The sequence below is a fragment of the Rhizobium sp. P40RR-XXII genome, assembly GCF_012641405.1.
Taxonomy (GTDB): domain Bacteria; phylum Pseudomonadota; class Alphaproteobacteria; order Rhizobiales; family Rhizobiaceae; genus Rhizobium.
In genome coordinates this window covers 14,382-28,121 of sequence record NZ_JABAII010000026.1, presented here as the reverse complement: position 1 = coordinate 28,121, position 13,740 = coordinate 14,382, and the positions used below count along the sequence as shown (strand labels likewise).

Genomic DNA, 13,740 nt, shown 5'->3' with positions numbered 1-13,740 from the left:
GGCCACCGCTCCCCGCAGGCGGGGAGAAGGGAAAAGACGCACCTCCGTCGCCTCTGAACCTCATGAGAATCGAGAGCTTGCAACGGAAGAGGTCGTTCTCCCCGTCAAAACGGGGAGAGGGCTAGGGTGAGGGGCCATCAGACCCGAATGCTTGGGCTCAATGTGCGCCGGACATATCGCCGAGGACTTCCTTGGAGGCGACGGTGGAATCGGCCTTGAGCTTGTAGACCATCGGCACGCCGGTCGCGAGGTTGAGCTCCAGGATCTGTGCCTTGCTCAGGCGATCGAGAACCATGACGAGCGAGCGTAGCGAATTGCCGTGGGCGGCGACGAGAACGTTCTGGCCGGCGAGCACGCGCGGCAGGATTTCCGTCAGGTAATAGGGCCAGACGCGGGCACCGGTATCGCGCAGGCTCTCGCCGCCGGGCGGCGGAACGTCATAGGAACGGCGCCAGACATGAACCTGCTCCTCGCCCCACTTGGCGCGGGCGTCGTCCTTGTTGAGCCCGGAGAGATCACCGTAATCGCGCTCGTTCAGCGCCTGATCCCTAATGGTTTCGAGGCCCTGCTGGCCGATTTCATCGAGGATGATCTTGAGCGTGTGCTGGGCGCGGGTGAGATCTGAGGTGAAGGCGACGTCGTATTTGATGCCGTAGTCGGCCAGCGCCTTGCCGCCGGTCTTCGCTTCTTCGATGCCAAGCGCGGTCAGATCGGGATCCTTCCAGCCGGTAAAGAGATTCTTCAAATTCCAGTCGCTCTGCCCATGGCGAACGAGAACGAGAGTGCCGCTCATAAAATTTCTCCTTGATAGAGCAATTCCAGGAAAGGTGCGTAGCGGTTTTCCGTCGGGAATTGCGAGACAATAAAAGGCTGGAGCGGATCGGCAATTCCGTGCCGACCCGCTCCTGGATCGCATCAACGTGTGGAGAGCCCGAGAACATCGAGCATGGAATAGAAGCCGGGTTTCTTGTCGCGCGCCCAGAGCGCCGCCTGCAGCGCGCCCCGTGCGAAGAGAGAGCGGTCGCCAGCACTGTGCGACAAGGTCAGCCGCTCGCTTTCGCTGGCGAAGATGACCGAGTGATCGCCGACCACGCCGCCGCCGCGCAAGGTCGCAAAGCCGATCGTACCCGCGGGACGCGCGCCCGTATGACCATCGCGCACGCGCACGGAGTTGTCGTTGAGATCGATGCCGCGGCCCTTCGCTGCCGCCTGGCCGAGCAGCAGTGCCGTGCCCGAGGGCGCATCGACCTTATGGCGATGATGCATTTCCAGCACCTCGATATCCCAGTCGTTCGAGGGTAGCGCCCGGGCTGCCTGCTCGACAAGCACGCTCAGGAGATTGATGCCGAGGCCCATATTGCCCGATTTGACGACGCGCGCATGGCGCGCGGCGGCCTTGAACTTGGCCTCGTCCTCGTCCGAGCAGCCGGTCGTGCCGATGATATGGACGATGCGCGCCTGCGCGGCGAGATCGGCAAAGGTGACGCTCGTTGCCGGCGTCGTGAAATCGATGACGCCTTCGGCATGGAGGAAGGCGGCGAGCGGATCGTCCGTCACGGGAATACCGATCGGTCCCAGCCCGGCGATTTCGCCGGCATCCTTGCCGATGAAGGCGGAGCCGGGACGCGTGACCGCGGCATGCAGGGTTACGCCGTCGGTTGCGTGGATGATGCGGATGAGAGCCTGTCCCATGCGGCCCGCCGCGCCAACCACCACCAGCTTCATCGCATCGTCGCTCATGTCGTCTCTATCGTCTATTTGCGGGAATTACTTGATATGGCCGGTAGCTGCAGGTTGTTGAGCCGAGCGTAGAGGCCATTGTCGGCCGTCGCAAGCGTCTCGTGGTTGCCTTCCTCGACAACCCGGCCGTTCTGCATGACCACGATCTTCTCGGCGCGGACAACAGTCGACAGGCGGTGCGCGATGACGACGACGGTGCGGCCGCTCATCGCCTCTTCCAGCGCCTTCTGGACAGCCGCTTCGGACTCCGTGTCGAGCGCCGAAGTCGCCTCGTCCAGAAGCAGGATCGGCGCGTTGCGCACCAGCGCGCGGGCGATCGACAGGCGCTGCCGCTGGCCGCCCGAAAGCGTCACGCCGTTTTCGCCGACGGGGGTGTCGTAGCCCATCGACTGCGCCTCGATGAAATCATGCGCATAGGCGAGGCGCGCGGCTTCCTCGACTTCGGCATTCGTCGCTTCCGGGCGCCCGTAGCGGATATTGTCGCGGATCGTGCCTTCGAACAGATAGGGCTGCTGCGAGACATAGGCGATCTGTTCCCGCAGCGACTGTTTCGTCACATGCGCGATATCCTGCCCGTCGATAAAGATGCTGCCGGCCCTGGGATCGTAGAAGCGCGGGATCAGATTGATGACGGTGGACTTGCCGGCGCCGGAGGGACCGACAAGTGCGGTCGTCTGGCCCCCCTCGGCCGCGAAGTTGACGCCGGAGAGGACGGCTTCGTCACCGTAGGCGAAATGAACGTCGCGGAACTCGATACGGGCTTTGGTCACTTTAAGTGGTTTGGCATCCAGCAGGTCGCGCTGGCGCGGCTCCATGTCGAGCAGCTCGTAGATCATCCGCGCATTGACGACCGCGCGCTCCAGCTGTACCTGCAGCTTGGCGAGGCGCCGCGCCGGATCGTAGGCGAGCAGCAGCGAAACGATGAAAGAGAAGACGGCGCCCGGCGGTACGTTCTGGTAAATCGAGCGATAGGCAGCATAGGCGAAGATGCCGGCCACGGCAAAGCCGGCGACCGTTTCGATCAGCGGGCCATTGCGCTCGGAAATACGGGCAATGCGATTTTGGCGGTTTTCCGCCGCCGTAATCAGCTTGTCGATCTTGCGCTCGAGTTCGCGCTCCATCGTGAAAGCCTTGACGATGGAAACGCCCTGAATGGTTTCCTGCATCGCGCCAAGCACGCGGCTGTTGAGAACGACCGCTTCGCGCGTGACGGCGCGCAGGCGTCTGGAAATGTGGCGCAGTGCCAGAAAGACTGGTGGAGCGATGACGAAGAAAATAACGCTCAGCATCGGGTCCTGATAGACCATGTTGCCGAGCAGGAAGACGAACGACAAAAAGTCTCGCGCCGTGGAAGTGATGACAAGATTCATCACATCGCGGATGCCGGAGACGTTCTGGCTGACCCGGGCTGCGATCTGCGCAGACCGTGCCTCGTTGAAAAAGCCAACCGAAAGCGTCATCAGATGCGCATAGAGGCGCCGTTGATAGCGGGCGATGATGTCGTTGCCGATTTTCGATAGGATGATCGATTGAAAATAACCGGCAAAACCACGCGCTATAAATGCTGCGAGGATTGCAAGGCAGATCAGCCACATGACCTCGGCGCGACGCTCGTAGAAGGCACCGTTGACGATCGGCCTCATGACCGCAGCCATTGTCGCCGTGGATGCGGCGACGACGATCAGGCAAAATATTGCGACCGAATAGCCCCATATATGTTCGCGGCCGTTCTCGGCGATAATGCGCTTCAGCATGCCGGTAATGGCTTCGCTGTCGACGCTTTTGCTTTTCGGGTCAGGCAATTTCAATAATCGGCTTCCTGTCTTGAACCAAGCGAGCCGCATCTGGCACGTGCTTCCGCGGCTCTATTAAAGAGTTAGCACGGCTTTGGCTAGACATGGCCTGCCGCGCTGGTTAAGGCCGATCACGGAGCCGGACCTATTATAGAGGAAGGCGGCTCTTTCAAAAAGGTATGGCACACCGGGTTTCAGCGCGCCACGGGCTGTTTGGCAAGCGGTTAACGCCGCCAGCGACGGCCCTCCGTGGCAAGGCCGAAGCTCGTGGGCTTGCGGGCATAGGTCGCAAGGCCGGAAAGCGCCGCCAGCGGGTTGATGACCACATGGGTCGGGATCGTCTTCATCATTTCCGTGTGTGGCGCCTTGTCCTCGAAGGCGGCGCGGAATTCCGGCTTCTGCAGCGCCGGCAGGATTTTTTGCGGGATGCCGCCCGAGAGATAGACGCCGCCGCGCGCCATGAAGACCATGGCGAAATCGCCGGCGACGCGGCCGAGATAGGTGACGAACAGCGTCAGCGTTTCCTCGGCCTGCGCATTGGTGCCGGCAAGCGCGTGGTTGGTGATGTCGGCCGGTTCCTTCAGGCTCGGCTCGATGCCGTCAGCCGCGCAGATGGCATGATAAAGGTTCTGCAGGCCGCGGCCGCAGATCACCTGCTCGGCCGAAATGCGGCCCTCGATGGGTTCCAGATGCGGCCAGATCTGCAGGTCCCGTTCCGTGCGCGCCCCGAGATCGATATGGCCGCCTTCGCCCGGCACGGGCACCCATTGATGCTGGGTATGGACCAGGGCGCCGACGCCAAGCCCCGTGCCCGGCCCGAGTACGACGCGCGATGCAGTCATGTTCCCCGATGCTTGGCCGATGATTTGGCGATGCTCGTCGGAAATCTCGGCAATCGCCAGCGCCTGCGCCTCGAAATCGTTGATGACGAGCACGTCCTCGATGCCGAGATTGGCGATCATCGTCTTCGGACGGATCACCCAGTCGCAATTTGTGAGCGGAATCTCATCGCCCTGAACGGGGCCGGCCATGGCAAGGATCGCGGCGCGGGGCCGCGTCTTGGTCTTCTCGAGGATCAGCTTGATCGCATCGTCGATCGTCTCGAAATTCGCCGTCTGCACGACCGGAAAATGCTCCGGTTCGGAACCGGCGTCGGCAAGGATCGAGAAACGCGCATTCGTCCCCCCGATATCGCCGATCAGAATGGGAAAAGGCGGTGGGGCATCGCTGTGATTGAGCTCGGGCATGGACAGGTCCGTGGTCTGCCGCCGGCAAGGCGGATTAATGGTTCAGTGTTTTGATCAGCCGCTCGGCGGTGGATTCGTTGAGCGCCATCGGAATGTCGTAGAGAACGGCAAGCCGCGTCAATGCCTTCACATCGACATCGTGCGGCAAGGGAGTGAGGGGATCGATGAAGAAGACGAGCATGTCGATCTCGCCGGTGGCGATTAGCGCGCCGATCTGCTGGTCGCCGCCGAGCGGGCCGCTTTTCAGGCGGGTGACCTTGAGGTCGGGGCTGGCATCGAGCACGCGACCGCCCGTCGTGCCGGTCGCAACGATCTTCCAGTGGGCAAGGGCTGCTTGATTGCGCCGTGCGAACTCCGCCATCGCATCTTTTTTCTCATCATGCGCGATCAAGGCGATGCATTTGCTGCCGGCCATGAAATCCTTGCTCCACCCAGTGCTTTCAATCGATTTATCCGCCTTCTATACCAAGGAGGCCCGTTTTAAAAGACTAACCCGGCAAGGAGGTTTCCGGCCTCATTGCTGCGGGATTTGGCCGGGCGGCGTGTCGCCGGAGACAGGCCCGGAGACAGGCAGCGCGTCCGTTTCCGCCGTTGCATCGGCAGCTTTGGCGTCTAAGGTTGCGGCGCGAGCCGATGCGACCGATGGTGACGCCACCACGGCCTGACAGGCCTTGGGCAGATCGGAAACCATGACCTCGCGCGGCTTGACCGGGGGCTTCGTGCTCGGCTTCGGTTTCGCCCAGGGCTCGGGACCGAACCACCAGGCGAGCGGCTTATCGCAGCCGTCACCGGCGGCGACCGGCGCCTGCGGCGTGCAGCCGACCGAACCGGCAGGGCAGCGGATGCGGATGTGGAAATGCGAGTCGTGCCCATATTCCGGCCGCAGCTTGCCGAGATTGGCGCGGTCGCCCGTCCAGGTCTCGCACATCTTCTTCTTGATCGCCGGGTTGACGAAGATGCGCTCGACTTCGGGATAGCTCGCCGCCCGCATCAGCAGGCGGGCATGCGCCGGCGTCCAGACTTTCTCGTTGATCGTCAGGAACTTGTCCTTTGCGAGCATCGTGGTGAAGGGCAGGGCTTCGCGCTCGTCGGCCGTCATCTTGCGTCGTGGCATCGGCGTCAGCCAGACATCGGCATCGAGGCCGATCTGATGCGAGGCATGGCCGTTGGCCATCGGACCGCCGCGCGGCTGCGAGATATCGCCGACGAGCAGGCCCGGCCAGCCGTCATTCCTGGCCGCATCGCGCGACAGGCGCTCCAGCAGGCCGATCATTTCAGGCCGCCCCCAGCGCCGGTTGCGCGACAGGCGCATGGCCTGCCAGGTCGGGCCATCGGCGGGCAGCGCGACTGCGCCGGCAAGGCAGCCCTTGGCATAAAAACCGATCGACTGTGGCGCCCCTTGCGTCGGCAGCGTCACCGCTCCGAAGACCGCCTTGGCGCTGCCGGGCGAAGGGGTAGCCTGCTGCGCCAGCGTATCGCCGGCGATAAGACCCATTCCGATCATTGCCGCGAAAGAGAATTTGCCGATCGTTGGAAGGGAGCGAGCCAGAAGCGAAATCATGCATATCCTTGAAAGGCGGTCGGCGTCATCCGAAGTGATTTGGGCCGAAGTGATTTGCCGCGAGATTATCCTGAAAAAGGATGGAAGTTAATCCGCGGCATTGCTGCTGGCCGACGAGCGACCGCCTTCTCATGACTGCACGGTCGTTTCGACCCGATCAATTCGCCAGAATTTCAGCCGTCTTGCGAATGCGCGACAGTCGCGGCAATACCTTCGTGCAGGCAAAGTCCTGCATTTCTTGCGAGAGGGTCGTCGCTGCGTCCTCGGCGACGATGACGGCATAATTTGCCGCATAGGCATCGCGCACGGTTGCTTCCACGCCAAAATTGGTGGCGACGCCGGTCAGGATCAGTGTTTTAATGCCGCGGCGTCGAAGCTGCAGATCGAGTTCCGTGCCGTAGAAGGCGCTCCACTGACGCTTGAGGATGGCGATATCCGGCGTCAGTGCGGCGATTTCGGCGGGTGCCGCAAGCGCCGCCGCCGGCAAGCCGCCTGGGGGAAGCGGGAAGGTTTCGTCAACAGGCTGGTTGACAGCGTCGGCATAGTCCGGGGAAAATCCAACCGTTACAAAAACAGTGGTTCCGCCGTCGGCCTTTAGCTTGTTCGCGATGGCGACGGTGTTGGCGATGACTTGTGGGGCAGTGTAGGGCGCGAGCGGCCTGTTGAGAACCAGGCTTTGCAGGTCGATGGAAATGAGAGCGGTTGTCTTGGGATCGTAAAGTGACATCTTGGGGCTCCGAAAAACATGAGGGAATCCTCACAATGGAAAATATGAGGATGACCTCACAAAAATCAAGTGAAGAATTGAAGACGCGTACGCCAAAGCGGCAGCGCGGCCATGATCGCGTCGTCATTCTGCTTGACGCGGCGGCAAGGGTCTTTGCGCGCAAGGGCTATGATGCCGCAACGATGACGGAGATCGCGACCGAGGCGCATTCCTCCATCGGCTCGCTCTATCAATTCTTTCCGACCAAGCTGCTGCTTGCCGAGGCGCTGCATATCGAACGGCTGGAGCGATTGAAGGCCGGGCTTCGGGAAGTGGCGGAAAGAAGCGCCGGCCTTTCCGCAGCAGATTGCGGCGAGGCGATCTTCGATGCGCTCGGTGTCTTCATGGGGAAGTACCCGGAACTTTCTGTACTTGCCGGCCGCCGCGATATTCCCAAGGAGCGGAAGGCGCGTTCGCGTGCCGAGCTGAAGGAGCTGATCGCGGGCGTCCTGCGGCAGGCCAAGCCGTCGATATCAGACGATGTCGCGTTGATGTCGGGCCTCGTGCTCGAACTTCTGCGGATCGTCGTCGCCGTTGCCAACGAGCCTGACGCGGCTGAGGACCGCCGCGTCGCGGGCGAATTGCGGCTGATGCTGCGCAAACGACTTGAAGAAGCGGCGGCAAAGGGCTGATTCCAGGAGATGGTCTTCGGCGTCTTTGCGAAGAGATGAATTGTTGCGTCCTGTTTTTTGCCCTCATTTGCCTTATGCTGATTCTTGGAAAAGCATCAGGAGATCATGAATGGCATCGACACGGTTGAAAGCAGGCTTGGTTGTTTCTCTTATTTGCTTGCTGGCATTGCCCGTGTCCTCGAAAGCCGAAGAGCCGCAATTCCGCATCGGCACGGCCATTCTCGGCGACCTCAAATATCAGCCCGGCTTCAAGCACTTCGATTACGTCAACCCGGATGCGCCGAAGGGCGGCGAGGTGAAGCTGTCGGCTAGCGGTACGTTCGATACCTTCAATCCAGTCCTGTCGAAGGGCAGTGTCGCCGATGGGACAGAGCTGATCTATGATACGTTGCTGAAGAAAGCCGATGACGAGGCCAATTCTTCCTATGGTTTGCTCGCCGAGGGCGTCTCTTATCCCGATGATGTTTCAAGTGCCACGTTTCGGCTGCGCGCCGAAGCGAAGTGGCCCGACGGCACCCCGGTAACGCCCGAGGACGTGATCTTCAGCTTTGAGAAAACCAAAGAACTCAATCTGATGGTGACAAGCTACTACGCCCATGTCGTGAGCGCAGAAAAAACCGGTGAGCGCGATGTTACCTTCCGTTTCGATGAGAAGGGCAACCGCGAACTTCCCTCGATCTTGGGCCAACTGACCATCCTGCCGAAACATTGGTGGGAAGCAAATGGTCCCGACGGCAAGCCGCGCGATATCTCACGTACCACGCTCGAGCCCGTCATGGGGTCGGGTCCTTATAAGATCGCTTCCTTCCAGCCTGGCTCTTCGATCCGCTACGAACTGCGTGACGATTATTGGGGCAAGAATATCCCGGTCAATGTCGGTGAGAACAATTTCGGCACTATAAACTACGTCTATTTTTCCGACTACGACGTCGCGTTCGAGGCGTTCCGTAGCGGCGTTATCGATTACTGGCAGGACAATTCAACAAGCCATTGGGTGACCGGCTACGATTTTCCGGCCGCCAAGGACGGCCGCATCAAGCGGGAGGAATTGCCCAACACCCTGCGCTCGGTCGGCGTCATGCAAGCGCTCGTTCCCAATATGAGGCGCGAACGGTTCAAGGATGAGCGCGTCCGCGAGGCGCTGAACTACGCTTACGATTTCGAGGAGCTGAACCGGACCCTGTCCTTCGGGAAGTTGACACGTGTCGACAGTTTCTTTTTCGGCACGAAATTCGCCTCCTCCGGCCTGCCGCAAGGGGAGGAACTCAATGTCCTGAACAGCGTCAAGGACAAGGTGCCCGCAGAGGTCTTCAGCACTCCCTATGCCAATCCCGTCGGCGGCGATCCGCAGAAGGCGCGCGACAATTTTCGCAAGGCGATCGCCTTGTTCAAGGATGCGGGCTGGGTCCTCAAGGGCAACAAGATGGTGAACGCGCAGACCGGCCAGCCCTTCTCGCTGGAACTCCTGCTGAACAACCCTTCGCTGGAAAGATCGGTGTTGCCCTATGTGCAGAATCTGAAGCGCATCGGCATCGATGCCAGTGTCAGGACGGTCGATCCCTCGCAATACGTCAACCGCATTCGCAGCTTCGATTATGATATGATCTGGGTCGTTTGGGCGGAGACGCTGAACCCCGGCAACGAGCAGGCGGAATACTGGGGCTCCGCCTCCGCCGCCCGCCAGGGATCGCGCAATTACGCCGGGATAGCCGACCCAGGCATCGACGCCCTCATCCAGAAAGTGATCTTGGCAAAGGACGTGGCGGAGAAGGAAGCGACGACCAAGGCACTCGATCGGGTGCTGCTCGCCCACCACTATGTTTTGCCCACCTTCTACGGGACGACGACCAGGATCGCCTACTGGGACAAATTCGAACATCTGCCTGATCTGCCCTATTACTCTATCGGCTTCCCCGAAGTCTGGTGGTCGAAAAGCGCCGGAAAATGAGCCTCTCTTGCAATAAAGGGCTCGCTGGCTCCAAATGCTCGGGCTGATTCGGATAGTTTCAAGCTGAAATGACTGCGCCGGTCTGCATCCGGCGGAAGGGAATATGATTTGATCGAAAGATGCGCTGAGGCGAGGCGGAATACACTCTATTTCGAGGGAGCGGCGGACTGATGGGCGCCTATATCCTCAGACGCCTCCTGCTGATGATCCCGACCATCGTCGGCATCATGGCCATTTCCTTCACCATCGTGCAGTTTGCGCCGGGCGGCCCGGTCGAGCAGGTCATCGCGCAGCTGACCGGGCAGGGCGACAATGCCAATGGCCGCCTGTCGGGTGGCGGTACGGACCTAGCTGTCCAGCAATCCTTCGACGACAGCAGCTCGAAATATCGCGGCGCGCAGGGGCTCGATCCGGAATTGATCGCCAAGCTCGACAAGCAGTTCGGCTTCGACAAGCCGCCGCTCGAGCGCTTCGGCCAGATGATGTGGAATTATATTCGCTTCGATTTCGGCGAAAGCTTCTTCCGCAACACCACGGTCATCGATCTTATCGGCCAGAAGCTGCCGGTGTCGATCTCGCTCGGCATCTGGATCCTGATCTTCTCTTATGCCATTTCCATTCCGCTCGGCATCCGCAAGGCGGTGCAGGACGGATCGACCTTCGATGTCTGGACGTCGGGCATCATCATCATCGGCTATGCCGTCCCGAGCTTCCTGTTCGGCATCATGCTGATCGTGCTGTTTGCCGGGGGATCCTTCTTCGATTGGTTCCCGCTGCGCGGCCTCGTCTCGGATAATTTCGCCGATCTCAGCTGGTGGCGGAAGATCCTCGATTATCTCTGGCACCTGGTGCTGCCGCTGATTTCGCTGTCGCTCGCCGCTTTCGCCACCACGACTTTGCTCACCAAGAATTCCTTTATCGAAGAGATCAAGAAGCAATATGTCGTCACCGCCCGCGCCAAGGGGCTTTCCGAACGGCGCGTGCTCTATGGCCATGTCTTCCGCAACGCCATGCTCATCGTCATTGCCGGTTTTCCCGGCGCCTTCATCTCCGCCTTCTTCACCGGTTCGCTCCTGATCGAGAACATTTTCTCGCTCGATGGCTTGGGACGCTTGAGCTACCTCTCCGTCGTCCAGCGCGATTATCCGGTGGTGTTCGCCACACTCTTCATCTTCTCGCTGCTCGGCCTCTTCGTCAGCCTCGTTTCCGATCTGATCTACACCTGGATCGACCCGCGCATCGACTTCGAGCGGAGGGACGTATGATGGACGCAGCCAGCCATACGGATTCCCCAGCTGTCGTAAAGCCACCGCGCAAGGGCCTGTTCTCGCCGACCAATCTGCGCCGTTGGGAGAATTTCAAGGCGAACCGACGCGGCTACTGGTCGCTCTGGATCTTTCTGGTCTTGTTTGTCCTCAGCCTCGGCGCCGAGTTCATCACCAATGACCGGCCGATCCTCATCTCCTACAAGGGCGAGATCCTGACGCCGATCTTCGTCGATTACCCGGAAGAGAAATTCGGCGGCTTCCTGGCGCAGACGGATTATCGCGCCCAGGATATTCAGGACGAGATCAATGCCAACGGCTGGATGATCTGGCCGCCGATCCACTATTCCTATCAGACCGCCAATTCCAACCTTCCCAAGGGCCTGTCGGCGCCGACCCCGCCCTTCTGGGCGATGAGCAAGGAACAGCGCTGCTCCGGTTATGCGCAAGGCGTCGCCGATCCGAATTGCAACTGGAGCAATTTCAATTGGCTCGGCACGGACGACCAGGCGCGTGACGTGCTCGCCCGCCTGGTCTACGGCTTCCGCATATCGGTGCTGTTCGGCCTGGCGCTCACCATCTGTTCGGCCGTCGTCGGCGTCTGCGCCGGGGCGATACAGGGTTATTTCGGCGGATGGACCGATCTTCTGATGCAGCGTTTCATCGAGATCTGGTCGTCCATGCCGGTGCTCTACATCCTGCTGATCATTGCCTCGGTCCTGCCGCCCGGCTTCTTCATTTTGCTCGGCATATTGCTCTTGTTTTCCTGGGTGGGGCTTGTCGGCGTCGTGCGCGCTGAATTCCTGCGGGCGCGCAATTTCGAATATGTGCGCGCCGCCCGCGCACTCGGCGTCAACAATCGCACCATCATGTACCGCCACCTGCTGCCGAACGCGATGGTCGCGACATTGACCTTCGTTCCCTTCATCCTGTCGGGCTCGATCTCCACTCTGACCTCGCTCGACTTCCTAGGGTTCGGCATGCCGCCCGGCTCTCCATCGCTGGGTGAAATGATCGCTCAGGGCAAATCCAATCTGCAGGCGCCCTGGCTGGGGCTCTCGGCCTTCTTCACCATGTCGATCATGCTGTCGCTGCTGATTTTCATCGGCGAGGCCGTGCGCGACGCCTTCGATCCCAGGAAGACGTTCCGATGAGCGAAAACTCCACTCCACTACTGTCAGTCCGCAATCTGTCCGTCGCCTTTCATCAAGGCGGTCAGACGTCGACGGCGGTCGATGGCGTTTCCTTCGATATCGCCAAGGGCGAAGTCTTGGCGCTGGTCGGCGAATCCGGCTCCGGCAAGTCGGTCTCGGCCAATTCGATCCTGAAGCTCTTGCCTTATCCGGCCGCAAGCCACCCTTCCGGCGAAATCCTGTTCAAGGACAAGGACCTATTGAAGGCGTCGGACAACGAGCTGCGCGCCGTGCGCGGCAACGACATCACGATGATCTTCCAGGAGCCGATGACCTCGCTCAATCCGCTTCATTCGATCGAGCGGCAGATCAGCGAAATCCTGGCATTGCACCAGGGCATGACCGGCCACGCCGCGCGCAACCGCACGCTGGAACTGCTGAACCAGGTCGGCATCCGCGAGCCGGAAAAGCGCCTCAAGGCCTATCCGCACGAACTATCCGGCGGCCAGCGTCAGCGCGTGATGATCGCCATGGCGCTAGCCAACCGTCCGGAATTGCTGATCGCCGATGAACCGACGACAGCGCTCGACGTCACAGTGCAGGCGCAGATCCTTGAATTGCTGCGGGATCTCAAGGGCGTGCACGGCATGTCGATGCTGTTCATCACCCATGACCTCGGCATCGTCCGCAAGTTCGCCGACCGCGTCTGTGTGATGACCAAGGGCCACATCGTCGAGACCGGCACGGTGGAAGAGGTTTTCACCAATCCGCAGCACGACTATACCCGCCATCTGCTGGCGGCCGAGCCGCGCGGCGAGCCGCCGGCGAGCGACGCCGGCAAGCCCGTCGTCATGGAAGGCAGCGATATCCGTGTGTGGTTCCCGATCAAGGCCGGCTTCATGCGCAAGGTCGTCGATCATGTGAAAGCGGTCGATGGCATCGACCTGAAGCTCAGGGCCGGCCAGACGCTCGGCGTCGTCGGCGAATCCGGCTCTGGCAAGACCACGCTCGGTCTGGCGCTCGCCCGGCTCATCTCCTCGCAAGGGCGCATTGCCTTCGTCGGCAAGGATATAGCCGGCTATTCATTTCGCGAAATGCGGCCGCTGCGCAACCAGCTGCAGGTGGTTTTCCAGGACCCTTACGGTTCGCTGAGCCCGCGCATGTCGGTCGGCGAGATCATTGCCGAGGGGCTCAAGGTGCATGAGCGGTCGCTTTCGGCCGAAGAGCGCGACAAGCGCGTCTGCTGGGCGCTGGAGGAGGTCGGCCTCGACCCAATCACCCGCTGGCGCTTCCCGCACGAATTCTCGGGCGGCCAGCGTCAGCGCGTCGCCATTGCCCGCGCCATGGTGCTGAAGCCGCGTTTCGTCATGCTGGACGAGCCGACCTCGGCGCTCGATATGAGCGTCCAGGCGCAGGTTGTGGATTTGTTGCGCGACCTGCAGAAGAAGCATGATCTCGCCTATCTCTTCATCAGCCACGACCTGAAGGTGGTAAAGGCGCTCGCCAACGAGCTGATCGTCATGCGCTTCGGCAAGGTCGTCGAACAGGGCGCATCCGCCGATATTTTCCGGGCGCCGAAAGAGGATTATACCAAGGCCCTTCTTGCCGCCGCATTCAACATCGAGGCGGTGCCGACCGCCGCCATCCAGCAGTGA

12 protein-coding genes are annotated in these 13,740 nt (G+C 60.9%); 5 read left to right on the top strand and 7 right to left on the bottom strand.

Features of this window, described 5'->3' with window-relative positions:
- Positions 1 to 157: 157 nt before the first annotated feature.
- The 7 genes from HGP16_RS31090 to HGP16_RS31060 all read right to left on the bottom strand — a co-directional run bounded on the left by HGP16_RS31090 (position 158) and on the right by HGP16_RS31060 (position 7,068).
- Positions 158 to 793 carry a 2,3-bisphosphoglycerate-dependent phosphoglycerate mutase gene (locus HGP16_RS31090; protein ID WP_168843792.1) on the bottom strand — a complete coding sequence of 212 codons (636 nt, stop codon included), beginning with the start codon at positions 791 to 793 and terminating at the stop codon, positions 158 to 160.
- A 122-nt stretch (positions 794 to 915) separates the two neighbouring features.
- Positions 916 to 1,740, bottom strand: coding sequence for a 4-hydroxy-tetrahydrodipicolinate reductase (dapB, locus tag HGP16_RS31085; RefSeq protein WP_168843791.1), 825 nt, complete (start codon positions 1,738 to 1,740; stop codon positions 916 to 918).
- A gap of 14 nt (positions 1,741 to 1,754) precedes the next feature.
- On the bottom strand, positions 1,755 to 3,494 hold the full coding sequence (locus HGP16_RS31080; protein ID WP_409526875.1) for an ABC transporter ATP-binding protein: 1,740 nt from the start codon (positions 3,492 to 3,494) through the stop codon (positions 1,755 to 1,757).
- Between the two features lie 263 nt (positions 3,495 to 3,757).
- Positions 3,758 to 4,780 (bottom strand): glucokinase, encoded by a 1,023-nt coding sequence (locus tag HGP16_RS31075; protein WP_168843789.1) that lies wholly within the window; start codon positions 4,778 to 4,780, stop codon positions 3,758 to 3,760.
- Positions 4,781 to 4,814: 34 nt separating this feature from the next.
- Positions 4,815 to 5,195, bottom strand: a complete 381-nt coding sequence (locus HGP16_RS31070; protein ID WP_168843788.1) for a methylglyoxal synthase — start codon at positions 5,193 to 5,195, stop codon at positions 4,815 to 4,817.
- Positions 5,196 to 5,294: 99 nt separating this feature from the next.
- A complete protein-coding gene (mepA, locus tag HGP16_RS31065; protein ID WP_168843787.1) occupies positions 5,295 to 6,341 on the bottom strand; it encodes a penicillin-insensitive murein endopeptidase in 1,047 nt (348 codons plus the stop codon).
- A gap of 157 nt (positions 6,342 to 6,498) precedes the next feature.
- Positions 6,499 to 7,068, bottom strand: coding sequence for a hydrolase (locus HGP16_RS31060; protein ID WP_168843786.1), 570 nt, complete (start codon positions 7,066 to 7,068; stop codon positions 6,499 to 6,501).
- A 35-nt stretch (positions 7,069 to 7,103) separates the two neighbouring features.
- Here HGP16_RS31060 and HGP16_RS31055 point away from each other — a divergent pair, with 35 nt between their 5' ends.
- The 5 genes from HGP16_RS31055 to HGP16_RS31035 all read left to right on the top strand — a co-directional run bounded on the left by HGP16_RS31055 (position 7,104) and on the right by HGP16_RS31035 (position 13,740).
- On the top strand, positions 7,104 to 7,739 hold the full coding sequence (locus HGP16_RS31055) for a TetR/AcrR family transcriptional regulator (protein WP_205926752.1): 636 nt from the start codon (positions 7,104 to 7,106) through the stop codon (positions 7,737 to 7,739).
- Between the two features lie 109 nt (positions 7,740 to 7,848).
- Positions 7,849 to 9,687, top strand: coding sequence for an extracellular solute-binding protein (locus HGP16_RS31050; RefSeq protein ID WP_168843784.1), 1,839 nt, complete (start codon positions 7,849 to 7,851; stop codon positions 9,685 to 9,687).
- A 170-nt stretch (positions 9,688 to 9,857) separates the two neighbouring features.
- Positions 9,858 to 10,952, top strand: coding sequence for a microcin C ABC transporter permease YejB (locus HGP16_RS31045; protein ID WP_168843783.1), 1,095 nt, complete (start codon positions 9,858 to 9,860; stop codon positions 10,950 to 10,952).
- Positions 10,952 to 12,106 (top strand): ABC transporter permease, encoded by a 1,155-nt coding sequence (locus tag HGP16_RS31040; RefSeq protein WP_168843838.1) that lies wholly within the window; start codon positions 10,952 to 10,954, stop codon positions 12,104 to 12,106. The genes HGP16_RS31045 and HGP16_RS31040 overlap by 1 nt, the downstream gene beginning before the upstream one ends.
- Positions 12,103 to 13,740, top strand: coding sequence for an ABC transporter ATP-binding protein (locus HGP16_RS31035; protein WP_168843782.1), 1,638 nt, complete (start codon positions 12,103 to 12,105; stop codon positions 13,738 to 13,740). The genes HGP16_RS31040 and HGP16_RS31035 overlap by 4 nt, the downstream gene beginning before the upstream one ends.